The 22,805-nt window shown below is 66.9% G+C and carries 23 protein-coding genes; 17 read left to right on the top strand and 6 right to left on the bottom strand.

Going from position 1 to position 22,805, the window contains the following annotated elements; translation table 11 throughout:
- Window position 1 precedes the first annotated feature (1 nt).
- Both R2601_RS14275 and R2601_RS14270 read right to left on the bottom strand, forming a co-directional pair.
- Entirely contained in the window at window positions 2-1,108 is a 1,107-nt protein-coding gene (locus R2601_RS14275; RefSeq protein ID WP_007799555.1) for a mannitol dehydrogenase family protein, read from the bottom strand.
- Complete coding sequence (locus R2601_RS14270) at window positions 1,105-2,109, bottom strand: zinc-binding alcohol dehydrogenase family protein (RefSeq protein ID WP_007799553.1); 1,005 nt, start codon at window positions 2,107-2,109, stop codon at window positions 1,105-1,107. The genes R2601_RS14275 and R2601_RS14270 overlap by 4 nt, the downstream gene beginning before the upstream one ends.
- Before the next feature lie 126 nt (window positions 2,110-2,235).
- On the opposite strand from R2601_RS14270, the gene R2601_RS14265 reads away from it, so the two are divergent.
- From R2601_RS14265 to R2601_RS14230, 8 genes are all read left to right on the top strand, one after another.
- Window positions 2,236-3,123 (top strand): GntR family transcriptional regulator, encoded by an 888-nt coding sequence (locus tag R2601_RS14265; RefSeq protein ID WP_007799550.1) that lies wholly within the window; start codon window positions 2,236-2,238, stop codon window positions 3,121-3,123.
- A gap of 100 nt (window positions 3,124-3,223) precedes the next feature.
- On the top strand, window positions 3,224-3,964 hold the full coding sequence (locus tag R2601_RS14260) for a FadR/GntR family transcriptional regulator (RefSeq protein WP_040544747.1): 741 nt from the start codon (window positions 3,224-3,226) through the stop codon (window positions 3,962-3,964).
- A gap of 14 nt (window positions 3,965-3,978) precedes the next feature.
- On the top strand, window positions 3,979-4,953 hold the full coding sequence (locus R2601_RS14255; protein WP_007799546.1) for a C4-dicarboxylate TRAP transporter substrate-binding protein: 975 nt from the start codon (window positions 3,979-3,981) through the stop codon (window positions 4,951-4,953).
- Window positions 4,954-5,012: 59 nt separating this feature from the next.
- Window positions 5,013-5,504 carry a TRAP transporter small permease gene (locus R2601_RS14250; RefSeq protein WP_007799544.1) on the top strand — a complete coding sequence of 164 codons (492 nt, stop codon included), beginning with the start codon at window positions 5,013-5,015 and terminating at the stop codon, window positions 5,502-5,504.
- Between the two features lie 10 nt (window positions 5,505-5,514).
- Window positions 5,515-6,786, top strand: coding sequence for a TRAP transporter large permease (locus R2601_RS14245; protein ID WP_007799542.1), 1,272 nt, complete (start codon window positions 5,515-5,517; stop codon window positions 6,784-6,786).
- A 157-nt stretch (window positions 6,787-6,943) separates the two neighbouring features.
- Window positions 6,944-7,243 (top strand): hypothetical protein, encoded by a 300-nt coding sequence (locus tag R2601_RS14240; protein ID WP_007799540.1) that lies wholly within the window; start codon window positions 6,944-6,946, stop codon window positions 7,241-7,243.
- A gap of 236 nt (window positions 7,244-7,479) precedes the next feature.
- On the top strand, window positions 7,480-8,022 hold the full coding sequence (locus tag R2601_RS14235; RefSeq protein WP_007799539.1) for a PadR family transcriptional regulator: 543 nt from the start codon (window positions 7,480-7,482) through the stop codon (window positions 8,020-8,022).
- Window positions 8,023-8,057: 35 nt separating this feature from the next.
- Window positions 8,058-8,804: a siderophore-interacting protein gene (locus R2601_RS14230; RefSeq protein WP_007799537.1), complete on the top strand. Its 747-nt coding sequence runs from the start codon at window positions 8,058-8,060 to the stop codon at window positions 8,802-8,804.
- Between the two features lie 10 nt (window positions 8,805-8,814).
- On the opposite strand, the gene R2601_RS14225 is transcribed toward R2601_RS14230, so the two are convergent.
- Complete coding sequence (locus R2601_RS14225) at window positions 8,815-10,290, bottom strand: caspase family protein (RefSeq protein ID WP_007799534.1); 1,476 nt, start codon at window positions 10,288-10,290, stop codon at window positions 8,815-8,817.
- 209 nt (window positions 10,291-10,499) lie between these two features.
- Here R2601_RS14225 and R2601_RS14220 point away from each other — a divergent pair, with 209 nt between their 5' ends.
- The 5 genes from R2601_RS14220 (at window position 10,500) to R2601_RS14200 (ending at window position 15,929) form a co-directional block, all read left to right on the top strand.
- Complete coding sequence (locus tag R2601_RS14220; RefSeq protein ID WP_007799532.1) at window positions 10,500-11,582, top strand: OmpA family protein; 1,083 nt, start codon at window positions 10,500-10,502, stop codon at window positions 11,580-11,582.
- Window positions 11,583-11,788: 206 nt separating this feature from the next.
- On the top strand, window positions 11,789-12,847 hold the full coding sequence (locus tag R2601_RS14215) for a DUF2169 family type VI secretion system accessory protein (protein WP_007799531.1): 1,059 nt from the start codon (window positions 11,789-11,791) through the stop codon (window positions 12,845-12,847).
- Window positions 12,844-13,875, top strand: coding sequence for a 3-oxoacyl-ACP synthase (locus R2601_RS14210; RefSeq protein ID WP_007799529.1), 1,032 nt, complete (start codon window positions 12,844-12,846; stop codon window positions 13,873-13,875). The genes R2601_RS14215 and R2601_RS14210 overlap by 4 nt, the downstream gene beginning before the upstream one ends.
- Window positions 13,872-14,939, top strand: a complete 1,068-nt coding sequence (locus R2601_RS25530) for a DUF4150 domain-containing protein (RefSeq protein ID WP_007799527.1) — start codon at window positions 13,872-13,874, stop codon at window positions 14,937-14,939. Before R2601_RS14210 ends, R2601_RS25530 begins: the two co-directional genes overlap by 4 nt.
- 30 nt (window positions 14,940-14,969) lie before the next feature.
- Entirely contained in the window at window positions 14,970-15,929 is a 960-nt protein-coding gene (locus R2601_RS14200; RefSeq protein WP_007799525.1) for a hypothetical protein, read from the top strand.
- Between the two features lie 13 nt (window positions 15,930-15,942).
- On the opposite strand, the gene R2601_RS14195 is transcribed toward R2601_RS14200, so the two are convergent.
- The 3 genes from R2601_RS14195 to R2601_RS27365 all read right to left on the bottom strand — a co-directional run bounded on the left by R2601_RS14195 (window position 15,943) and on the right by R2601_RS27365 (window position 17,551).
- On the bottom strand, window positions 15,943-16,284 hold the full coding sequence (locus R2601_RS14195) for a hypothetical protein (RefSeq protein WP_007799523.1): 342 nt from the start codon (window positions 16,282-16,284) through the stop codon (window positions 15,943-15,945).
- Window positions 16,284-16,706: a DUF6484 domain-containing protein gene (locus R2601_RS14190; RefSeq protein WP_007799521.1), complete on the bottom strand. Its 423-nt coding sequence runs from the start codon at window positions 16,704-16,706 to the stop codon at window positions 16,284-16,286. Before R2601_RS14190 ends, R2601_RS14195 begins: the two co-directional genes overlap by 1 nt.
- A 71-nt stretch (window positions 16,707-16,777) precedes the next feature.
- Window positions 16,778-17,551 carry an OmpA family protein gene (locus R2601_RS27365; RefSeq protein WP_224886883.1) on the bottom strand — a complete coding sequence of 258 codons (774 nt, stop codon included), beginning with the start codon at window positions 17,549-17,551 and terminating at the stop codon, window positions 16,778-16,780.
- 189 nt (window positions 17,552-17,740) lie between these two features.
- Here R2601_RS27365 and R2601_RS14180 point away from each other — a divergent pair, with 189 nt between their 5' ends.
- The 4 genes from R2601_RS14180 to R2601_RS14165 form a co-directional block, all read left to right on the top strand.
- Window positions 17,741-18,454: a PP2C family protein-serine/threonine phosphatase gene (locus tag R2601_RS14180; protein WP_224886882.1), complete on the top strand. Its 714-nt coding sequence runs from the start codon at window positions 17,741-17,743 to the stop codon at window positions 18,452-18,454.
- Window positions 18,455-18,457: 3 nt separating this feature from the next.
- Entirely contained in the window at window positions 18,458-19,336 is an 879-nt protein-coding gene (locus R2601_RS14175) for a M15 family metallopeptidase (RefSeq protein ID WP_007799515.1), read from the top strand.
- Window positions 19,337-19,339: 3 nt separating this feature from the next.
- Window positions 19,340-21,754, top strand: a complete 2,415-nt coding sequence (locus R2601_RS14170) for an ImcF-related family protein (protein ID WP_083793934.1) — start codon at window positions 19,340-19,342, stop codon at window positions 21,752-21,754.
- Between the two features lie 97 nt (window positions 21,755-21,851).
- Window positions 21,852-22,805 (top strand): type VI secretion system Vgr family protein (locus R2601_RS14165; RefSeq protein ID WP_007799512.1); only part of this gene is annotated, 954 nt, incomplete at its 3' end.

The following is a 22,805-nucleotide window of genomic DNA, read 5'->3' as shown; positions in this document are numbered from 1 at the left end:
GTCAGGCCTCCTCGCGCGCACAAAGCGCATCGAGCGTGGGCGCGGCATAGTCAGGCTGCACCTCGCGCACCCATGCGAGGAACGCGCCGATGCGGCGCTCGAGTTTCTGGCCGTGGTTCTGCGCGATGTCGGCGATGCGATGGTCGAGGAACGGGTTGGCGAAGCGCTCCAGCGTCACCGCCAGATAGCCCTCGGCCTTGTCGCCCAGTCCGCGCAGGGCAAAGCCCGGCAGCACTTCCGTCTTCATCACGTCTTTCACCTGCTCGCCGACCTCGCCCGCAAGCAGATCGCGCACGATGGCGTCGGGATCGGCCTCCCCGGCCATCCAGAACGCGGCCATCGCGGTGTGGCCGAGGTTGAGGATATGCAGCTTCAGCCGCTCGATCTCCTCGAGATCCTCGACCAGCTGCACCGAGGGGTGTACCACTGGCAGCTCGAGCCCGTCCTGCGCCTCGATGGCCCAGAGCGCATACGGCTCGGCCACCGCGCCCACCGGATCGATGGGTTCGGAGACGATGCGGTCCACGAGGCTGTTCACCCACAGACAGGCGTTCAGCCATTCGATCAGCAGCGGGTCGGCTTTCTGGCCGGCGGCGATCTCGAGCACGCGCGCCTTCAGGACCTTGCCGTTGTTGGGGATCAGCTCCATCGGGAAGACCGTGAGCGGCTTGCCCCCGCCCGCGTGGCGCGCCGCCAGCAGGTGGAACAGCTTGGCCGGGTAGGACATCGCCTGGTCCGGCCGCGCCTGATCATCGGCGGGCTTGGGCTCATAGCCCGAGTCGCCGGTGTTCGACAGGATGGCCTCGGCCTCCTCGGTGACAACGCGCGACAGCTCGGCCCAGTCGGAGGCTGTCGAGAGCGTGCGCCTGACCGAGGTCACGCGGCGCTCTTCGTCGACGACCTTGCCGTCCTGCTGGCCGCGCACACGCACCGGGAAACCGCCCTCGGCGGCCAGCGCTCCGAGCCGCGCGGCGCGGGCGGGATCGCCCGAGCTCTGCACCACGGTGATGGCGCGCGCGGGCGTGCCTTCGGAGAAAAACAGATCGGCGTGCGCCTGCAGGAAGCGCGACGTGCCGAACTGCACGATGGGGGTTTTCACGTCGCTCATGCAGTCACCTCGATCAGCGCCTTGACCACGCTGCCCCGGTCCTCGGCCCATTTCGGCAGGTCCTCGACCGCGCCCTCGATGGTGGTGCGGTGGGTGCCGATCTTGTCAACCGGGACCAGCCCCTTGGCCATGCAGTCCATGACATGCTCGAAATCGACCTTTAGCGCGTTGCGGCTGGCGAAGAGCGTGGTCTCGCGCTTGTGGAATTCCGGGTCGGCAAAGCTCAGGTCGCCCTTCACCACCGAGAGCAGCACGTAGTTGCCGCCATGGGCGAGATAGGTCAGCCCGGCATTCATCGCGCCGATATTGCCGGTGGCGTCGAAGACGTTGTCATAGAGCGCGTCGGCCATCTCCGAGACCAGCTCGGTCTTGGCGGCCGGGATGATCTCCTTGGCCAGCGCCAGCCGGTCCGGCGAGGTGTCGCGCAGGGTGACCTCGGCGCCGGCGATGTGGGCGAAGAGCCCTGCCCCCACGCCGATCGGGCCAGCCCCGACGATCAGCGCGGTCACGCCCTCACCCAGCCCCGAGCGGCGCACGCCGTGCGCGCCGATGGCGAGGAACTCGACCATGGCCGCCGCCTGCGGGCTCAGGTCGCCGGCCGGGTAGAGGTTGCCTTCGGGCACCACGATCTCCTCGCACATGCCGCCATCGGTGTGCACGCCGAGCACCGCGATGTTCTCGCAGCAATTGGGCTTGCCGATGGTGCAGGCGCGGCACTTGCCGCAGGTGAGATAGGGGTTCACGACCACGAGGTCGCCTTCCTTGATGCGGCCATCGGCGCTGTCGGCCATGGCGCGGGCCGAGAGCTCGTGACCCATGACGCGCGGGTATTGCAGGAAGGGCTGGTTGCCGCCGTAGATGTGGTAATCGGTGCCGCAGATGCCGATGGCCTCGATGCGGATGCGCAGATGGCCCGGCTTGTCCTCGGGACGCGGGCGGGTCACGCAGGTCAGTTTGCCCGGCTCGTCGCAGAGCAGAGCCTTCATTTCGGTCGCGGTCATGGGAATCCTCCGTCGGCTGAAGGCGCGCGGAAGCGATCAGGGAGTCGCGCGCCCCTTTACGGTTTTTTATAAATAAAATACATTCAGCTCAAGTTGAAATACGGATCATCCGGGAAGGCGCGCAAGATGTCGCGACAAAACCAGACCTTCAAGGCCGCCACCAACCAGGCGATGGACCTGTTTTCCGGGCTTGAGCCGGGCAGCGAGCTTGGCACCGAGGCCGAGCTCTGCGAGCAGCTCGCGATCTCGCGCACCACCGCGCGCAACGTGCTGTCGCATCTGGCAGGCCTCGGGATTCTCGAATGGGAGGGGCGCCGCAAGGTGCTTCTGAGGGCACCCACCGTGGCCGACCGTTTCCCGCCCGAAGACGTGGCGCTGCCGGCCGAGCGCGCCGAGCATCAGTTCCACGAATGGATCCTGCGCACCGATCTGCCGCCCAATGCGCAGATCCACGAAAGCGAGCTGGCGCGACAGCTTGGCATCTCGGTGGCGCTGGTGCGCGACCTGCTGCAGAACTTCCGCGTCAGCGGGCTGTCGAGAGAACCCCAACAAACACTGGACGTTTCGCGGTTCACCCGCGACTACGCGCTCGAGATGTGCGACATGCGCGAGCTGATCGAGCGCGAGGCGATGCGCCGGCTCTGTGCCGACCCCGACCATCCCGCCCTGCCCCGCATGATCGAGATGGAGCGGCTGCACATCAATCTTCTCGCCCGCGACGATTCGGCGATGACCGAGTTTCCCGCGCTCGACGCGCGGTTTCACCGGCTGGTCTGCGCCGCCGCGCGCAACCGCTTCTACGATGAGTTCGCGCACCGGATCTCGATCATCGTCCACTACCATTACCAGTGGAACAAGCGCGACGAGACGGTGCGGAACCGCGAGGCGATCCGCGAGCATCTCGCTGTCATTCAAGCGGTTTTGCAGGGCCGCAGCGACGAGGCGCGCGAGGCGTTCGACCAGCATCTGCAGACCGCACGAGAGACCCTGCTTGCCTCGGTCAACTGGTCCTGACCTCCCCGTGATGTTTGCGCAAACAAGATTATGACCGCTTGACGACGCTTTTTCTGTGGCCCTATGGTCCAACCAAAGTCACGATCTGTGGGAGGAGCAGGTGGCCAAATCGACAGTGGAGGAGATACGCGACGTTCTGCGCCGCGAGATTGCCGAAGGCTATCGGCCCGGCGATCTCATGCCCAACGAGCGCGAGCTCGCGGAGCGGTTCGACGTGTCGCGCAACACCATCCGCGAGACCATGATCCACCTCGAAGCCCTTTCCCTGATCGAAAAGACCAAGCGCGGCGCCAAGGTGCGGACGCCGGATTTCGGCATCATGTTCCAGGAACTGACCGATTATTTTGACACCTCGGCGCGCAGCTTCACCGACGTGCTGAACTTCCGCCGCATCAACGAGACCGGCGCGGCGCCGCTGATGATCTGCCATGTCACGCCAGACCAGCTCGCCGCGATCCGCGCCGCCAACGACCGGATGGTCGGCGCGCTGACCGCCGCCGAAGCCGCGCAGGCGGATTACGATTTCCATTACGGACTGGTAAAGGCCGCCGGCAACACGGTGCTGAGCCGCATGTACGACGTGCTCTCGGTGCCGCTGAAATACTACCTCGAGGTCGGCAAGTCGCAGGAGCTCAACACCGCGACCGCCAAGGCTCAGCACGACCGCATCATCGCGGCGCTCGAAGCCCATGACACCGCGGCACTCAGCGCAGCACTTTCCGACCATTTCCAGCATTCCGGCGAGGTTCTGGCCAGTTGGCTGACCTCCCGCGAGCAGCGTTCCGAACCGATCACCATCTGGCCGGTTCAGCGCACCCCCCATCCGACCCAACAACCGTGATACGGAGGAGACCCATGAAAACTCTCACCAAGGCCCTGCTTGGCGCCACCACCGCGATGATGCTGGCAATGCCGGCGCTGGCGGAAACCACCGTGCGCATCGCCTACGAGAACAACCCGGGCGAGCCCGCGGACCTCGTGATGAACCGCTGGAAAGAGCTCGTGGCCGAGGCTTCCGACGGCGAAGTGGTGCTCGAGCTCTACCCCTCCTCGCAGCTCGGCGCCAAGAAGGACGTGATCGAACAGGGCATGCTCGGCGTCAACGTCATCACCATCGCCGACGTGGGCTTCCTGACCGACTATGACCCCGATCTCGGCATCCTCTTCGGACCGTACCTCACCGAGGACGCGCAGAGCCTGTTCGACATCTACGAATCCGACTGGTTCAAGGAAAAAGAGGCCGCACTGCAGGAGCAGGGCATCCACATCGTGATCAAGAACTACCTCTATGGCACGCGCCAGCTGCTCTCGACCAAGAAGGTCGAGACGCCGGCGGACCTCGAGGGCATGAAGATCCGCACGCCCAACAACATCATGCAGATCCGCGCCATCGAGGCGATGGGCGGCACGCCGACCCCGATGCCGCTCGGCGATGTCTACCCGGCGCTGACCCAGGGCGTGATCGACGGTGTCGAGAACCCGCTCCCGGTGCTGTTCGGCCAGAAGCTGCACGAGCAGGCCAAGGAGCTGTCGATGATCTCCTACCTGCAGAACACGTCGCTGTGGCTCGGCGGTCAGGCCTATTTCGACACGCTCGACCCGGAAGTCGTCGAGATGCTGCACGAGACCGGCTACGAGGCAGGCCTCTACAGCCAGGAACTCGCCGCGGAAGCCGACGAGCAGATCCTCGCCGACATGGAAGCCGCCGGCGTGACCGTGACCTACCCCGACACGGCACCGTTCAAGGAAAAGGCCATGGCGGTCTACGACCAGTTCCCCGAGTGGTCCGAGGGTCTCTATGAAGAGATCCAGGAGCAACTCGGCCAGTAATCCAATCCCGGCCCGCGCGATTTCTGTCGCGCGGGCCGCCCCTATTCCGAAGGTCCCTCGTGAAGCTTTCCTACAAACTCGTCTCGGCGCTGGCCGGCCTGCTGGTCTTCGCGCTGATCGCGATCACCGCCGCCGCCGTGATCGCCCGCTACCTGCTTGGCAATCCGATCCAGTGGACCGAGGAGATGTCCGCGTTCCTGCTGATCTGGATCGTGTTCCTCGGCGCCATCGCCTGCGAGATCGAGGACCATCACCTCAAGATCGACGTCGTTACCATGATGCTGCCCGAGACGCTCAACCGCTGGCTCGGCATCGTCGTCGGGCTCGCCTCGGTGGGCCTGCTTGGCTACATGGCATGGCTCGGCTACCGGCTGGCCGACAGTGCCGCGCTGAAGAAGACGCAGATCCTGCGCATGTCGTGGTACTGGATCGACATCGCCGTGACCGTGGGCGCCATCGGCATCGCGCTCGTGATGCTGTGGAAGGTCGGGATGCTGATCCTGAATCGCCCCGTCACGCCCGTCGACGACACTTCCGAAGATCTGGGCTGAGGCGCGCGACATGGACTGGTTCATCATCATCCCCATCATGTTCTTGCTGTTTGCCCTGAACATGCGGATCTACCTCGCGATGTTCGCGGCGATCCTCGGCTATTTCCTGTTCTTCCAGCAGATCCCGATCCAGATCGCGGTGCAGCGGCTGATCGCGCCGACGCAGAACCCGTCGCTGCTGGCGATCCCGTTCTTCATCCTGCTGGGCACGCTTCTGGGCACCACCGGCATCGCCTCGCGGCTGCTGAAGGTCGCCGACCTGCTGGTCGGCAAGCTCACCGGCGGGCTCGGCCACACCAACATCATGCTCTCGACCCTGATGGGCGGGCTCTCGGCCTCGAACCTCGCGGATGCCGCGATGATGTGCCGGATGCTGGTGCCGGACATGCTCAAGGCCGGCTACAACCGCGGCACCGCCGCCGCCATCACCGCGGCCTCGGCGCTGATCACCCCGATCCTGCCGCCGGGCATCGCGCTGATCATCTACGGGCTGGTGGCGGATGTCTCGATCGGCTCGATGTTCGTCGCCGGCATCCTGCCCGGCCTGCTCTGTGCCGCGCTGCTGATCGCTGCGACCTACTGGGTCGCCAAGAAAGAGGGCTACAAGCCCTCGCGCACCAGCTGGCCCACCGCCAAGGAGACGACCAGCACGCTGGCCAGTGCCTGGCCCGCCTTCCTGCTGATCCTGGTGATCATCGGCGGCATCCGGATGGCGATCTTCACCCCGACCGAGGCCGGCGCCATCGCCACCGTGGTGACCATCGTGATCGGTCTCTTCGTCTATCGCGAGATGAAGCTCCGCGACCTGACCGACGCCTTCAGCCAGACCGCGCGGCAGACCGCAGCGGTGCTGCTGGTGATCATGATGTCCTCGGCGCTGGGCTGGATCTTCTCGCTCGAGCAGGCCGGCGTGGCGCTGGCCGAGTGGATCATGTCGCTGACCCAGAACCCGTGGCTGTTCCTGCTCATCGTCAACGTGATCCTGCTGATGCTGGGCATGTTCATCGAGGGCAACGCGCTGCTCATCATCCTCGTGCCGCTGCTGAAGCCGGTGGTGATGCAGCTCGGGATCGACCCGGTGCATTTCGGCATCGTGATGATCCTCAACCTCGCGCTCGGCACGCTGACCCCGCCGGTCGGCACGGTGATGCTGCTGGTCTGCAACCTGACCGAGACACCGTTTGCCGAGTTCGTCAAACGCGGCTGGCCGTTCCTGCTGGCCCTGCTGGTCGCGCTGATGATGGTCACGTTCATCCCCGCGCTCTCCCTCGCGCTGGTCTGATCTCCTCCCCGAGACCGGCCGCCGACGCCCGCATCCCCCTCCTCGGGATGCGGGCGTTTTCATGTCCGGAGCCCATCTGCGACGAGATGCGATTTTGCGCGAGGCCGACGCCCTGCTATACTCCCTCCGTACTGGATCCGAACTCAGGGAGGAGACGATGCAGTCAGAACTGATGACCCGACGCCGGGTCCTGCGCCTCACATATGAGCGCTATCTCGAGGCAGACCGCGCCTGGGCGCTTGCCCTTTCGGACATGAAGCGATGGTTCCCGACCGGGGCGCGGCCCTACCGCGCAGCGATCGGCGATCCCGGATCGCGGATGCGCGAACTCTACGAGACCCGGGCCCGCGCGCTTGTCCGGCTCGAGGCCGCGCGGGTTAAGTTCGCCACCGCCAAGCAGCGGCTGGCCGAACGCCAGCGACCCGCACCGGTGCAGCTCTACCTGATCACGGCCTGACCCGACAGGCGGCCCGCTGACTGGCCGCAAGACAGCCGACCGGCGCCGCGCCGCGGCTCACGCAAACGTGCGCCCTGACACGGGGTCGAAGCGCACATCGTTCACACATCAAAACAGTCACTTAGCTCCGTTCGCCTGAGTTTGCTGACCGCGGGCCCGGGTCTTGTGTGAACCACACATCTCGATACATCTAAAGTCACGATATATCGAATTCAGTCTGCCATGGACCCCATGCGATGAAACGCAAACCCTCCGGGCCTGCCCGCCCTCATGCCAAGCCCTCATCCGAGCGCCACAAGGGACCAGCGAAACGCGGCCCGAGGCGGCTGTTCGAATATGGCGAGCTGCGGTTGCTGATCCTCGCGATGATCGCCCAGAGCCCGCGCCACGGCTACGAGATCATCAAGGCCATCGAAGAGCGTTTCAACGGCGGCTACTGCCCCAGCCCCGGCGTGATCTACCCGAGCCTGTCGTGGCTCGAGGAGATGGGCTACATCGCCGTGGAACCCGACGAGAACGCCCGCAAGCTGTCGCGCATCACTGCCGAGGGCGCGGCCTTCATCGAGGCCAACCGCACCGCCGCCGACGAGCTGCTGACTCGGACCATTCCGCCCAATCACCGCGCCAACGCACCCGAGGAGATCGTGGCCGCGATGGACGACATCAAGCTGGCGCTGCGCCAGCGCCTCGCGGCCTGCGGCAACGACGCCTCGGTGATCGAGGCCCTGACCGAGACGCTGCGCAAGACCGCGCAGGAGATTGCCAGCGGCGCGAACTAGACGCCGCAAGCCCCCATTCAGACACAGGAATTCCCATGGACCAAATCATCACGAGGCACCGCCACGAGCTCAAACGCCGCACCCTCACGGTGCGCGAGACAGGCTACCTCACGCCGCACATGATCCGCATGGTGCTGCACAGCGAGGAGCTTTCCGATTTCACCAGCCTCGGGGCGGACGACCACATCAAGCTGATCTTCCCCGGCACCGACGAGAAACCCGAGATGCGCGAATACACCCCGCGCCGCTTCGACACCGAGCGCTGCGAGCTGGTGCTCGATTTTGCCGTGCACGATGCCGGTCCGGCGACGGACTGGGCGATCAAGGCCGCGCCCGGCGACACGCTCAACATCGGTGGGCCGCGCGGCTCGGCGGTGATCGCCCCGGTCTTCGACTGGTGGCTGCTGATCGGAGATGAGACCGCCCTGCCCGCCATCGGACGCCGCGTCGAGGAAACGCCCGCCGGGCCCCGGATCATCACGCTTGCCGCCGTCCCCGACGCCGAGGACGAGCAGCGCTTCGAGACCGGCGCCGCGCTGCAGAGCCACTGGGTGCACCGCCCGATCGCCGAGGCCCATGAGGCCGCCACCCTGCTCGACGCCGTCCGGGCGCTCGACCTGCCCGAGGGCAAGGGCTTTGTCTGGATCGCCGCCGAGGCTCAGGTTGCGCGGACGCTCAAGCAGCACTTCCTAAAGGAGCGCGGTCATCCGGCGCAGCATCTCAAGGCCGCCGGTTACTGGGTCCGTGGTGACGCCGGCGGCAGCGACAAGGCGCTCGACTGAGGTTCAGGCCTCACTCGCAGCCAGCGGCCGCCCAGGTCTGCAGCTTGCGCTTGAACGCGCCGCCGAGGGGGTGCTTCTTTTGAAGCGCCTCCTCTCCCGCGCCGACATAGGTCTGCGCCTGAGTGCAGATGCGTTCCTGCGTCCAGTTGTGGCAATTGCCGCAGCTTTGCCCCTTCCAGAACTCCTCGGGCAGATCCTCGATTGGCGGAAACAACGGCGTCGCCTCGATGAGATTGGCAATCGAGCGGCCGTTGAGTGCAGGGTCGTCGGAAATCAGGGCGCTGGTAAAGGTGATGGTCTCGTTCTCGGGCACCCCCGCCGCCACGGGTGGCGCTTCGCTCACCGGCTCGGGCTGAACCGGCCCATCGCCATCCGGATCGAGCCCCGAGGCGTCGCGCAGGGCCGCAATCTCGCCAGTGGCGAACTCGGCGAAAGTACCGTTCGGAAACGCCGCGAGGTAGCGCTCGTAGGCCGCGACCGTGCCCGCCGCCTGCGCCGCCTCGAACAGGGCCTGCTCGTCGGCTGGCGGTTCCTCGGGGGCGGCCTCGGGCTGGGCCGAGGTGACGCCCGCGAGCTCCTCTTCCATGACCGTGGTCAGCAGTCCGCGCGCCTCGCCGGCAAAGGCGGTGTCGCCGTAGCCGCGCAGGAACAGCATGATCTGCACCGGGTCACGGCTGTCCTTGATCGACTCCCAGAACTGCTGCGCCTCGAGGTCGCGCGCGGTCAGTTTCTCGCCCTCGGCAAAGGAAAAATCTCCGACCAGGGACGAGCTGTCCCACGGCGTCTGCAGGCCGCCGGTCTCGCGCAGCACCTCGACACGGACCTGCTTGAACATCTGCTCGATGGGCAGGCCCGGGGTCGGCATCAGGTCCGCCATGGCGCGGGTGAATGGGCTGTTTTCGCCGCCGCCATCCATCGCCACCGCGCCGGGTGCCGTGGCATAGGCCAGGAAAGTGCCGGTGGGCGCCTTCATCTCGGCAAGGCCATTGTCGTTGAATTCCGGGATGTTGCTGAACGGATTGTTGCGGCAGGCGTCGAGGATCATGATGTTGGTGCGGTTGCCGGCCGAGAACATCTGCCGCAGAACCGACTGCACCTCGACCGCCACGAGGCTGAGATCGGCGGCATCGCTGAGCTCGGCGCTGACCGGCAGGAGGTAGTTTAACCCAAACGACTGCACCCCGTGCCCGGCGTAGTAGAACAGCCCCGTGGCCTCGGGCCCGGCCTGTCGCAGCGCCCGCCCGAACTGCGCGATGCCACGGGTGAGCTCTTCGCGGTCGGCATCGATCAGGTCGTGGACGTCGAAGCCGAGCCCGCTCAGGGTCGAGGCGATCAGCGCCGCGTCGTTCGAGGCGTTGTCGAGTGATGACACCGATTGATACTCGGAATTGCCAACAACCAGCGCGATGCGGCTCTCGGCGTGGAGCGCCCCGGTCATCGTGATGAGCAGCGTGACAATCGGGAAAACGAGCGTGCGTAGGACCATGCAGTCATCTCTGTGTCTGGTGCCGCTCACGCATGATCGCACCTGCCCCGCGCGGTGTGATTTGAGAGGTCCGAAAGCTCGCGAGATGCGAAAGTGAAGGGCTTCCGATAACCGTTGTTGCCTGAGCGACCAATATTCAGGATAATAATCTTATTCGCTAACCGACCCTATACTAGCATTCATATCGTCACGCAGGGAAGGTCATTACTATGTTTCGTACCAAAACCCGTTTGTTTCGCCTCGATTTTCTTGTTTACGTGGCCGCTCTGCTTTTTCTTGCGACCCTCGCCACGCCCCAGACCATCGACCCGTTCGAGAACGGCTGGACCCTCGATGCCGAAGGCTCCGAGCTGAATTTCATGTCGATCAAGAAGGGCGACGTGGCCGAGGACAGCCGCTTTGCCACCCTGTCGGGCCTGATCACCGAGGATGGAAAGGCACAGATCCGGGTGCTGATGGACTCGGTCGACACCCATGTCGACCTGCGCAACGTGCGCATGCGCTTCCTGTTCTTCGAATCCTTCAAGTACCCCGAGGCATTGATCACCGCCCAGCTCGATCCCGCGACCCTGCAGGATCTGCACCAGACCCGGCGCAAGATGGTCGAGGTGCCGTTCACTCTCGATCTGCACGGCGTCACCGTGGAGCGCAGCGCCGAGGTCGCCGTCGCCCTGATCGACAACGACCGGGTCAATGTCTCGACCACCAAGCCGATCGCGCTGAAGCTCGCGGATTTCAACCTCGAAGAGGGCCGGCAGAAGCTGCAGGAAGCCGCCGAGGTCACCATCGTGCCGGTGGGCATGGTCAGCTTCGACTTCGTCTTCAACCGCTCGAGCCCCGGCACCCGGGTGGCGACGGCGGAGGTCACGCGGGTTGCTGCCGGCGGCGGCGCCTCTGCGGCGCTCGAGACCAAGGGCGCGTTCGACCGCGAGGCCTGCATCGGACGCTTCGAAATCCTGAGCCGGGCGGGCAACATCTATTTCGGCGCCGGCAGCGCCCGGCTCAGCGCCGAGAGCGTTCCCCTGCTCGAGAACCTTTACGACGTGGTCAGCCGTTGCCCCGACCTGAAGATCGAGATTGCCGGCCACACCGACAGCGACGGCAGCGATGCCGCCAACCTGCGGCTGAGCGAGCTGCGCGCGGCATCTGTGAAGGAGTACCTGCAGGGCAAGGGCATTCCCGAGAGCCGCATGCTGGTGGTGGGCTACGGCGAGGCGCAGCCGCTGCTTGAAAACACCAGCGCCGCCAACAAGGCGCGCAACCGGCGCATCGAGTTCAGCGCGCTGAACTGAGCGTCGCGGCCCGGTCATGCGGGCCGCGCAAGACACCTCCGGGCGCGGCGGCCCCTCACACCGCCCGATGCGCGCCCAACCGCCTCCTCGGAGCCCCCGAGGGCAGAAGACGATTGAAGACCGACTGATTTTTGCATGTTCTGACAACGGAGCCTGAGGGCGACTTGGAGATTTACCGACAACTCCCCTGCGAAGCGGACTTCACCATGGGACAGGACCCGGCGGGCCGGGACCACCTGTCGCTCGTGGTGAAGCGGACCTTCGATTTCCCCGACACCGCGGGCGGCGCCCCGGTGCCCAGCAAGACGCAGGCACCGCTGGTCCATGCCGACCAGTATCACGGCGAGCCGGGGCTTTCTGCCTGCCGCTGGGAGACCGATTTCGCCTTCCGCAAGACCCGCTGCGACGTCATCGTGAACGGCGCCGCCCATGCCCCGCGCGGCGAGGTCGCGACCAAGCTGCGCGTCGGCATCCGGCTGGGACAGTGGTCGAAATCCTTCGATGTCTTCGGGGAGCGGCACTGGATGGCGGTGGGGCCTGCCTTCGTCGCCACCGATCCGGCGCCGTTCCGCCGCCACCCGATCAGCTATGACCACGCCTTCGGCGGCACCGACAGGCTCGACCCCGAGGATCCCGAGCCCGGCGCCTATGACGACAACCCCGTGGGCACCGGCTGGGCGGCGCGGCGCAACCACCTGCGGATCAACGGCATGAGGCTGCCCCATACGCAGGCCTCCGACGAGGACATCACCTCGCCCTTCGGCAGCTACACCCCCATGGCGCTTGGCCCCTATGGCCGCGGCTGGCCTCAGCGTCGGCGCTACGCCGGCACCTACGATCAGGCATGGCAGGACAACGTCTTCCCATTCCTGCCCAAGGATTTCGACGAGCGCTACTACCAGAGCGCGCCGCCCGACCAGCAGGTTCCTCCGCCGCGCTCGGGCACCGAGGTCATCCTGCTCAACCTCACCGATCGCGGGCGCGAGTCCTTCCGGCTCATCGACTGCGAGCTGCCGCTCACGATCTTTCGTGGCGCCCGGCCAGCGCTCGACCGCGAGGTGCTGCCCGACACCGTGCTGTTCGACACCGATGCGCGCAAGTTCGCGCTGGTCTGGCGCGTCGATCTGCCGATGCGGCGCGGTTTCCTCGAGTTTTCCGAGGCCTGGGTCGGCCCGCCCACCGAGGCCATGGCGCGCGCCAAGCGCGAGGGCCGTCGCTATATCCGCGCCGTGGGCTCCGGCGATGGCGCGGAGGCCTCCGAATGAGCGGCGCGCTGCAGATCCTGACCTCGGGCATGGTGACGGCGGTCGGGCTCGACGCGCCCTCCTCCTGCGCCGCGCTGCGTGCCCGGCTCGACGGCTTCCAGGAGACCCGATTCCCGCGTGGTGGCGGCGAGTGGCTGGTCGGCGCGCCTGTGCCGATGCCGCGCAACTGGATGGGCACCAAGCGGCTGGCCCACATGTGCGCGGCGGCGATCTGCGAGGTCTTCGAGCGCGTGCCAGAGGCCGCGGACACGACCGACCTGATCCTCTGCCTCGCCGAGGACAGCCGGCAGGGCCGACTGGTCAACGACGGTGCCGCCTTCGTGCGGATGATCGCGGAGATCGTGCGCCTGTCCGACCGCCAGCGCGTGCGGCTGGTTCCGCATGGCCGTCCCTCGGGCTTCGTGGCTCTGCAGACCGCGCGGCGGATGCTGTCGGACGGCTCGGACTACGTGATGATCCTCGGCGTCGACAGCTACCTCAGCGCGCCCGCGGTCGGCCAGTACCGCTCGCAGTCGCGGCTGCTCACCCCCACCACCCCCGACGGCTTCATCCCCGGCGAGGCGGCGGCGGCGGTGCTGTGTTCGGCCCGCCATCCGGGCGGACTGGCGATCACCGGGCTCGGCCTCTCGCGCGAGCCGGCGCCGATCTACAATGGCAAGGACAGCGACGGGTTCGACCTGCCGCTGCGCGGCGACGGCATGGTGCGCGCCTATACCGACGCCTTCGCCGAGGCGGGGCTCGCGCATTCCGACATCGTGCTCAAGATCGGCGACCTGCCGGGCGAAAGCTTCTGGTTCCGCCAGACCGCGCTGGCGATGATGCGCACCCAGCGCGCGCGCAGCGCGGTGCAGCCAATCTGGGCGGTGGGTGCGAGCCTCGGCAATATCGGCGCGGCAGTGGTGCCCCTGATGCTGGGCTGGGCGCTGGCAGCGGCCGAAAAGCGCTACGGACCGCAGGGCCCGGTGCTGATCGAGGCCTCTGGAGATGACGGTGCCTGTGGCGCACTTGTGGCGAGGGCAGCGGCATGACGGTCTTCGCGAACTGCCTGGAAATCTCGGCCAAGGCGCAGGGCTGCAAGATCATCGCCGCCTTCCCCGACACCTGCTTCACGCCGCCGCAGACCCCGGCCACACCGCCGGGCGTTCCGATCCCCTACCCCAATTTCGGCATGGACAGCGACCTCACCTCCGGCACCGGCACGGTGAAGATCGGCGGCAAGGAGATCAGCCAGGAAAACAGCTCGAAATACTCCAAGATCTCGGGCGACGAGGCCGGCTGCGCGCCGAAGAAGGGCATCATCACCTCGAAGAACATGGGCAAGGCCTATGCCCAGAAGTGGTCGATGGACGTCAAGGCCGAGGGCAAGGGCGTGGTGCGCTTCACCGACCTCGCCACCACCAACCACCAGAGCAACACCGGCAACGATGCGCCCTGGCTGATCGTCGGCAAGCCGGGGATGCCGGGCTTTCGCGACACCGACAATTGCCTGGTGGGCAGCTACGGCGAGATCAAGGACAAGTGCAACGAGCGCGGCGGCGAGGCCCACCACATCATTCCGGACGAATATCTCCGGGACGGCACCCGCGACGAGTCGAAGCCCGCCCACGAGAGCTTCCCGCCCATCGACGATGCCTGCGCGATCTGCGTCGGCGGCAAGTCGAGCGGCAAGTCGCAGGCCGAGCGACAGAGCGACACCGGAAAGAAGATCGCCAAGAAGGCCGACGAATACGCCGCCGACAAGAAGGTCAAGTCGCTCAGCACCGGGCGCGGCCACGGCTACATGCACTATTTCTTTGACGCCAGTTTCGGCAACAACGCCCGCCCGATCGGCGACGCCGTCGATATCGCAAAGCAGGCGCTGACCAACTGCGCCGCCTACCAGTCGGCGGTGGTCGACACGGAATGCGCCGAGGCTGGGAAGGAATGCGTCGAGAAGCAGTTCGAGAATGCCTGCGCCAAGGATCCGCAGCCCACCTGCAAGGCCAACACCCGCAAATCGAACGAACGCTTCGACAACGCCAAGGAACGGCTGAGCCGCGATGGCAAGCTGAACCAGAACCTGATGCCGACCCGCCATTCCTCGCTGACCTGAGCCGGGCACCCGCCCGGATGGAGACCGCCCATGTACGCCCTGCCCGTCACCGACACGCTGGTTCTCGCCATCGATGATTCCGAGGACGAGGACTGGGTCTTTCATTTCGTGGAGTTCGACCCGACGGCTCATCACAGCTATCGCACGCCGCATGGCGGGCAGGTGCTGGCGATGACGGTGAACCCCAAGAGCCATGCGGCGTGGATCGTCGCCGCCGGGCAGCTCTATGCCTCCTCGCGCGAGATGGAGATCGCGGTGCCGCTGCCGCTGCCGGTCGAGGGCATGGTGCCCTTCGACGTGACGCTGATCGGCGATCGCTACTATGTCTGCGGCAATGCCTCCAACATCTGGTACTACGATGTCCCACGCGAGGAGTGGGTGCCGCTGTTGGTGCCCGAGCCGCGCCCCGAGCTGCCGCCACGGCAGGGCGGCGAGACCGCCGAGAGCTATACCCGCCGCACCAGCCCTCGGATGTACGACCACGCCCGGCGATTTCCGGACATGTACCGCGCATTCCCGGTCGGACAGGAGAGCTATTTCTGCGGCGCGCTGGGGCGGGTCATCCGCCTGAAGGACGGCGCCACCGACGAGCAGTGGCTCGAGACCGGCGCGCGGCTGGTACATGGCTTCGACGAGGACGGCGCGGCGGTGCTGTGCGGCGACGATCCCGTCGCCGGGATCTATCGCGGCACCATCGACGAGGGCTTCGAGCAGCTGTTTCAGGACGACAACCCGGCGCTGCACCTGACCGCGCGGCATGGCGGTACGCGCTATATCGGCGCCGGGCTCGATCCCGACCACGAGGGCCCTTGCCTGTTCACTCTGGAGGATGGCGAGCTTGCGCCGGTTGAGACCGGCTGTGAGCGCGAGCCCGAGCATCTCACCCATCTCAAGGTCACGGGCTCGGTGCTCTGGGCCACGGATCTGGAGGGCATCTTCCGGCTCAAGGATGGGCGCTGGCGGCTGACCGAGATCGCCGATCTCGCCTGATCACAGACCGGCCTCACGCCGGCAGCGAGCCCAGCAGGAAGGCGCGCACCTTGTCGAGATCAAGCGCCGCCACGGTCAGGCCGGCGGCGCTTGGCTGCAGCATCCGCACCACGAAGAGCTCGCCCGCCTCCGGGTACTCGATATAGCGCTCCTCGGCGACCTTCAGCCCTTCGGAGCCCGCCACCCTCAGCCCGTCGATATGCGCCTCGAGCCGTTCGAGCAGCCGCTCGATGCGCTCGGCATCCATGTCGGGATTGTCGTCGGGGTTGAGCAGCGCGTGATCGTAGACCGCCCACAGGAACGCGGCCTGCTCGGCGTGCTGACGCAGCATTTCGGGCAGGACCGGTGCGGGCATCAGTTCAGGTTCACCGATCCGCCGCGGATGCGGTTCGAGGCCGAAGCATGGCTGACAAGATAGGTGCCCCGGATGGTGATGTGGCCGTCCTTCTCCATCACGATGGAGGATTTGCCGCAGCGCAGTTCGATGCGCTCGTTGGCGGTGATCTTCACCCGCTCGCCGTCCCGTACAACTTCGGGCGCGTCCTCGCGCAGGCGCGGCTCGACGATCTTGCCGACGATCAGTGGACGCGCGCTGTCGCCATCCTCGTAGAGCAGCGCCACCTCGGATCCGACATCGTCGGGTCCAAGATGGGCAAGGCTGCGCGCCGGCACCGCCCGGTCTTCGGGATTGCCGGCGAAGACCACCAGCGGCAGGCCGTCCTCGAAGCCGAGCAGCAGCCCGATGATCACGCCCTGAATGCGCTCCGATACCTGCATCTGTCCGACCTCCCTGTCGGCTCCGGTGTGGTGACGCGGGCGGCGGTCGATGCCCCGCCCGCGCGAAATCCTCAGCTCAGCGCCTGGAACTCGACGCGGCGGTTCTCGTCGGCGCGCGGGTTGGCCTCGTTGAACGGGAAGCGCTCGCCCATGCCCACGGTCTCGAGCCGCGACGGCGGCAGGCCGCATTCCTCGATCAGGTTGCGCGCGACTTCCTTGGCGCGAAGCACCGAGAGCGTCTCGTTATAGGCATCGGAACCGGCGGAATCTGTGTGGCCGACGATGCGAATCTTGCCGACATCGGCCGCCATCAGCGCCATGCAGACCGTCTGCAGCTTGGGCTTCTGGTCGTCCGAGATCGCGGCGCTGTCGAAGCCGAACTCGATATGCAGGTTGACCTGCAGCTCGGGCGCGAGCTGGCCGAACACCATCGGCGCGTCGCTGGCCGCCGCCAGAAGCGGCCTGTTGGGATCGGCGGGGCGCTGCGGGGCGCTGTCGCTCGAGGCGGAGATCGACACGCCCTGCCCGCTGCCCGACGGTGCGGCAAGCTCCGGCGCGGTGGTCGCCACCTGCGGCGCGGTCTGCTGCAGCTCGGGCGCAGAAGGAGCCGCCGGCTCCGTCGCGGCCACTTCGGGCGCCGCACTCTCGGCGGTGACATCCTGCACGGTGATCAGCTTGAGACCGCGGGTCTGGCCGAGGCCGCTGGTCTCGGCCTCTTCGAAGACCTGCTTCTGGCGCTGGAAGATCTCGGTCAGTTCGTCGACGGAAAGCTCATCCTGCGCGAGCGCCGGCATCGCCAGCGTGCAGAGACAGGACATGGAAAACAAAGTCGTTCTCAAAAGCATATTCACCTCCCTTGGAAAAAGGTTTTTCGAATGCTGAAAAAAGAGTAGCATGGCGATTGTTTGAATACAGCTATTTTCGGGGGAAAGGCGGGGCAGGTAAACCCGCATTGACGCCGAGCCCCACCGGCATTGATCGAGGCGCGCATGTCCACGCCCCAGACCCGAAATCCTGTCCTGAGACCTTTGCCGGTGCCCAGCTTCCAAGGGGCTGGCCTCACCCATACGGGCTGTGTCCGCGAAGAGAACGAGGACAGCATCCTCACCGATCCCGCGGGCCTTCTCTGGGCGGTGGCCGATGGCATGGGCGGCTACGGCCACGGCGCGATGGCCTCGGACATGGTGATCGACCAGGTCACGCTGGTGAGCGATTTCGCCCCGCCCGTCCCGACCATCCGCGCCCGCCTGCAGCAGGCCAACCGCGCCATCCACGCAAAGGCCCAGAGCCCCGGGATCGGCCAGATGGGCGCCACCGCCGTGGTCATGCTGATCCAGAACTCCACCGCCCATATTGCCTGGGCCGGCGATTGCCGCGCCTACCTGATGCGTGCCGGGCAGCTGCGGCTTCTGACCCGCGATCACACCGTGGTGCAAGAGATGGTCGATCAGGGCCTTCTGAAGGACGGCGACCGCAACCGCCACCCGCAACGCCACGTGGTCACCCGCGCCGTGGGCGCAGAGCCCGATCTCGAGGTCGACGACACCGCCGTGCCGCTGGTGCCCGGCGACCGGATCCTGCTCTGCAGCGACGGGCTTACCGCCGGGCTCGCCGACCAGACCATCGCCAACCTCATGCATCTTGACGCCCCCCCGCGCGAGATCTGCGCCGAGCTGGTGCGCGCCTGCATCGAGGCCGGCGCACCGGACAATGTCTCGGTGATCTGCGTCTTCGCCTCGGAGGGCTGAGCGATGCGGGACGGCGCCTTCATCGGCCCCATCATCATTGCCATCGGGTTGATCGTTGCGGCGATCTGCTTTGCCGTGGTCGGCGCCCTTCTGCAGACCGCCGACGGCCGCACCGAGTTGCGGCTCGAGCGCGCCGAGGCCGAGATCTCGCAGCTGCGCAGCGGGCTCGACACGCTGCGCTCGGAGCTGCGCGACGCCGAGGCCGAGACCGAGCGGCTCGAGGAGGAGATCGCCCTCGCCGCCAGCCGCGCCCCCGCCGCGAGCCCCGCACTTGCCGTGCCCGAGGTCGTGCCCGGCGCGGCAGAGGTCATCGGCGCCGCCGAGGATCTGCCCGGGACCGAGGAGATGACCGAGGAGATGCGCACCGCCAAGTCGCGCTTCAACATGGGCATCACCCAGCCCGGCAACCGCGTGATGCTGGAGATCCTCGGTCACCCGCGCAGCACCTATTCGACCACCTGCCAGGCGGTGACCCAGCCCAAGCTCAAGGCACTGATGGAGACCCGGCAGGTCGGTCCGATCCGGGTCACCATGATCCGCCCGGCGCTCGACAGTCTGCAGCGCATCGTCGACAAGCTCGAGGCGCAGGAGCCCGACATCTACGCCGCGCTCGGCACCGCGGGCGCGATCTGCGCCCGGCTGATCCGCGGCTCACGAAGCTCGGTCTCGAACCACAGCTGGGGCACCGCGATCGACCTCAAGCTGCAGGGCCAGCTCGACGGCTTTGCCGATGGCGGCACCCAGTTCGGCCTGCTGCTGCTGGCCGAGCTCTTCAACGAGGAAGGCTGGTACTGGGGCGCGGGGTACCGGCGCGAGGACTCGATGCATTTCGAGGTCGGGGTCGAGACCCTGCGCAAATGGCAGGCCGAGGGCCTGCTCTGACAGATGGCACCGTCCCCGCTCAGACAGACCGCCGGGCCGGTGCTCCGCTTCATCGAGGGGCTCGACGCCAGACATGGCGAGCGCCGCATCATCGACGAGGCCGCGCCGCTCCTCGACGGGTTCGAAACAGCCGCGCAACGGGCCCGCGTCGCGCCGGTTGCGATCAAGCCCGCCCGCTATGCGCTGGCGATGCTGATCGACCAGCGCGCACGCCAGCTCAAGGGCATCACCTTGGGCACCTGGTCGGTGCTGGCCCGGCGTACGCTCTTCGAGGGGCGAGACATCCCGATGGCCCGGATCCGCGAATTTCGCGACACCGCCCGGCGCAACGACATGGACGATCTCGAGGCGTTTCTTGGCGAGATGCTGGAGCGGGCCGAGACCCTGCGCGCCGGGCCGCAGCGCCGCCACGGCGGCGGCTGGGGCTGGAAGGCAGCGGCCTTCGCGTTGCTGCTGGTCGGCGGTCTGGCCGCTTATGCCGGGGTACTCGAGTACCATTTCCAGCGCCAGATCGGCGCGGATTTCGAGGCCGAGGCGCTCAATATCGGGCTCGACCGCCCGCAGGAGGGGGCTGAACTGGTGCGCCGTCTCGACGCGCTGCGCGCCGCCGCCGACCGGGTCGTGCAGGTCGAGCAGCGCGCGCCGCTGCGCCGCGTGGTAAGGCTGCCCGTTGTCGACAGCGAGACCCGCGCCGAGGCCGCCTATGCCGAGGCTGCGCGCCGTCAGGTGCCGCCGGAGCTGGCGCGCGGGTTAGAGCAGTTCCTTGCCACCGAGGGCGACGGGCTGGCGCTTTACGACACGCTGCGCGCCTGGTCGGTGCTGACCGGCGATCAGGGCTGGCAGCCCGGCTACCTTGCCGGCTGGCTCGAGGATCACGGCGCTTCGGTCGGGCTCGACGGTCTGGCGCGGCATGTGGCGCCGCTCGAGGGGCCGTTGGCGCTGCAACCGCAGGACACCCAGATCATGGACCAGGCGCGCGAGTTTGCCGCCGAGGTGCCGGAACCCGCGCGCGCCTGGCTCGAGCTTCTGCGCTCGGACGAGATGCGCGCCCTGCCCGACTGGGTCGCCCCCAAGGCGGTGCCCGGGGTCGAGACAGTGCTGCTGCGCCGCTCCGGTGCGCCAATCTCGCAGGGCATCCCCGGCCTTTTCACGACCCAGGGCTGGCAGGCGGCGCGCAGCACCGGCGTGGGCCTCGCGGTGCAGAAGGCCCGCGCCGTGGCGCCCGACATCACCGGCGTGGCGCTGCCGCCCGAGAACAGCTCGCCCGACCTGCTGCTCGATCGGCTGCACCGCGAGACGGCGGCGGCGTGGAAGGACTGGCTGGCAGATCTGCGTGTGCAGCCCTTCGCCGACCGCGAAACCGCCATCATGGTCTCTGGACAGCTGGCGCAGGCAGAGAACCCCCTCACCCGCCTGCTGCGCGATGTCTGGGAGCAGAGCGGCGGCAATGACCGCAGCCGCAGCCACGAGCAGCAACTCCTGCTCGCGCGAGAGTTCGGGCCGATGATCCAGTATGTCGAACAGGGCCGCATGGCCGAAATCGCGCGGCTCTTTTCGACCCTCAACGTGGCACTCGGCGCGGTCGATATCGACGCCCGCCGCGCCAGCCGGCGGCTGATGACCTTTCAGGACCGCTCGCGCTCCATCGCGGCGCTGAAAAGCGCGCCACGCATCGTAGTGCAGATCGCCGAGGACGTGCTGGCGCAATCCGCCCGCCCCGCTGCCGAGGACGCGGCGCAATATCCCATTGCGCGGCAATGGCAGCAGCAGGTCTTCCCGCTCTGTCGCAACACCGTGAGCGGGCGCTACCCGTTCCAGAATGGGGCCGATGCGAGCCTTGCCGAGCTCGCCTCCCTGCTTGGCCCGCAGGGCACGCTGACCACCTTCCTCGCGACCTATGCCCAGCCGATGCTCGAGACCGGCGAAAGCCCGTGGCGCTGGAAGCCCGAGGCGCGCTTTGCCGGGATGCAGCCGGAAAGCGCCGAGTTCCTCGAGCGCGCGGCACAGATCTCGCAGGCGCTGTTCACCGCCGACGGCCGGCTCTCGCACAGCCTGACGCTTGCGGCACTGGCCGAGCGCGGCCAGACCCTCGTGGCGATCGGAGGCAGCGCCGCCCCGGTGCGCGCCAGCGGCGCGCCCGCGACGCTCGACTGGCCGGGCCCCCGCCCCGAGGCCGGGGTCGAGGTGGCGTTTCGCGAAAGCACCGACGCGGCGCGTCTGATCGAGACCGGCCCTTGGGGGCTCTACCGCCTGATCGACGGCACAAGGCTGCGGCTGCGCGATGACGGCGCGCGCGCCCTTCTCGACCTGCGCAACAGCGAGGGGCGGGTGTTTCTGGAGCTCGGATTTCCGGCGCCGCTCAACCCGGTGTCGATCCGACCGGTCCTGCGAGCCTTCGACTGCCCCGCGAGCTTGTGAAGTTTACAACCCACGAGGTCGGGAATCCCTGTATAGTCAACAGTGATTACAGCTTGTTATTTTGATCCGACCATTCCCGATAGAGGGGACGCGCGATATGACCGACCGAATTGCCGAACTGACGACCCCGATCAATATCGGCGGCGCCGGCGACCTGACCTTCTCGCGGATGAGCGGGCACGATGCGATCAGCAGCTGCTTCCGCTACGAGGTGATTGCGATCAGCGAGGATCCCGACATCCCGGCCAGCGAGCTGCTCGGTCAGGTCTGCAACGTCGCGGCCCACACGAACACGCTCGACGACACCCAGATCCGCCACTTCAGCGGCATCGTCGACCAGTTCGCCTTTCTCGGCACGGAGAGCGATGCCTTCGACGTCGTCTACGGCTACCGACTGGTGCTGCGCCCAGCGCTCTGGCTGCTCTCGAAAGCCAGCGACAACCGCATCTTCCAGGAGATGACGGTGCCCGAGATCATCAGCCAGATCCTCGACGAGAACGGTTTCTCGGATTACGAGCTGCGACTGAGCGGCAGCTACGATCCCCGGATATACTGCGTACAATACGGCGAGAGCACGCTGGATTTCCTGCAGCGCCTGATGGAGCATGAGGGGATCTTCTACTTTCACGAATTCGACGAGTTGCGGCACACGCTGATCATCGCCGACAGGCTCGACGATCTCATGCCGCAGGCCGATCTGCCGGTGTTGCGCTTCGAGCCCGACACAACCGACGCGCAGCGCGGCCCCGGCGTGATCACCAGCTGGCGGCGGCAGGCCACCGTGGTGACCGGCACCCATACCCAGACCGATTACGATTTCGAAAAGCCCTCCGCCGATCTCAGCACCAAGCTCTCGGATCCCAAGAAGCACAGTGAAAGCGAGATGGAGCGCTACGATTATCCCGGCGTCTACACAGAGATCGGCGGCGGTCAGCGGCTCACCGATATCCGCCTCGAGGCCGATCAGGGCAGCCATTTCGAGATGGACGCCGACAGCACGGCGAGCCTGCTCTGGTCCGGCAACAGCTTCGATTTCATCGACTTCCCGCGG

Source organism: Salipiger bermudensis HTCC2601, from assembly GCF_000153725.1.
In the GTDB taxonomy this organism is placed as follows: domain Bacteria; phylum Pseudomonadota; class Alphaproteobacteria; order Rhodobacterales; family Rhodobacteraceae; genus Salipiger; species Salipiger bermudensis.
Note: the sequence above shows the minus strand (reverse complement) of the source record. Positions and strands in the feature narration are given on the sequence as shown.

What these genes read in the sequence shown, in the direction of transcription:
- R2601_RS14200 (WP_007799525.1), top strand. Translation starts at nt 14,970, where the DNA reads ATGTACGCCCTGCCCGTCACCGACACGCTGGTTCTCGCCATCGATGAT.
- R2601_RS14175 (WP_007799515.1), top strand. Translation starts at nt 18,458, where the DNA reads ATGCGGGACGGCGCCTTCATCGGCCCCATCATCATTGCCATCGGGTTG.
- R2601_RS14275 (WP_007799555.1), bottom strand. Translation starts at nt 1,108, where the DNA reads ATGAGCGACGTGAAAACCCCCATCGTGCAGTTCGGCACGTCGCGCTTC.
- R2601_RS14270 (WP_007799553.1), bottom strand. Translation starts at nt 2,109, where the DNA reads ATGACCGCGACCGAAATGAAGGCTCTGCTCTGCGACGAGCCGGGCAAA.
- R2601_RS14235 (WP_007799539.1), top strand. Translation starts at nt 7,480, where the DNA reads ATGAAACGCAAACCCTCCGGGCCTGCCCGCCCTCATGCCAAGCCCTCA.
- R2601_RS14195 (WP_007799523.1), bottom strand. Translation starts at nt 16,284, where the DNA reads ATGCCCGCACCGGTCCTGCCCGAAATGCTGCGTCAGCACGCCGAGCAG.
- R2601_RS14220 (WP_007799532.1), top strand. Translation starts at nt 10,500, where the DNA reads ATGTTTCGTACCAAAACCCGTTTGTTTCGCCTCGATTTTCTTGTTTAC.
- R2601_RS14240 (WP_007799540.1), top strand. Translation starts at nt 6,944, where the DNA reads ATGCAGTCAGAACTGATGACCCGACGCCGGGTCCTGCGCCTCACATAT.
- R2601_RS14215 (WP_007799531.1), top strand. Translation starts at nt 11,789, where the DNA reads ATGGGACAGGACCCGGCGGGCCGGGACCACCTGTCGCTCGTGGTGAAG.
- R2601_RS14225 (WP_007799534.1), bottom strand. Translation starts at nt 10,290, where the DNA reads ATGGTCCTACGCACGCTCGTTTTCCCGATTGTCACGCTGCTCATCACG.
- R2601_RS14210 (WP_007799529.1), top strand. Translation starts at nt 12,844, where the DNA reads ATGAGCGGCGCGCTGCAGATCCTGACCTCGGGCATGGTGACGGCGGTC.
- R2601_RS14230 (WP_007799537.1), top strand. Translation starts at nt 8,058, where the DNA reads ATGGACCAAATCATCACGAGGCACCGCCACGAGCTCAAACGCCGCACC.
- R2601_RS14265 (WP_007799550.1), top strand. Translation starts at nt 2,236, where the DNA reads ATGTCGCGACAAAACCAGACCTTCAAGGCCGCCACCAACCAGGCGATG.
- R2601_RS25530 (WP_007799527.1), top strand. Translation starts at nt 13,872, where the DNA reads ATGACGGTCTTCGCGAACTGCCTGGAAATCTCGGCCAAGGCGCAGGGC.
- R2601_RS27365 (WP_224886883.1), bottom strand. Translation starts at nt 17,551, where the DNA reads ATGCTTTTGAGAACGACTTTGTTTTCCATGTCCTGTCTCTGCACGCTG.
- R2601_RS14255 (WP_007799546.1), top strand. Translation starts at nt 3,979, where the DNA reads ATGAAAACTCTCACCAAGGCCCTGCTTGGCGCCACCACCGCGATGATG.
- R2601_RS14190 (WP_007799521.1), bottom strand. Translation starts at nt 16,706, where the DNA reads ATGCAGGTATCGGAGCGCATTCAGGGCGTGATCATCGGGCTGCTGCTC.
- R2601_RS14245 (WP_007799542.1), top strand. Translation starts at nt 5,515, where the DNA reads ATGGACTGGTTCATCATCATCCCCATCATGTTCTTGCTGTTTGCCCTG.
- R2601_RS14170 (WP_083793934.1), top strand. Translation starts at nt 19,340, where the DNA reads ATGGCACCGTCCCCGCTCAGACAGACCGCCGGGCCGGTGCTCCGCTTC.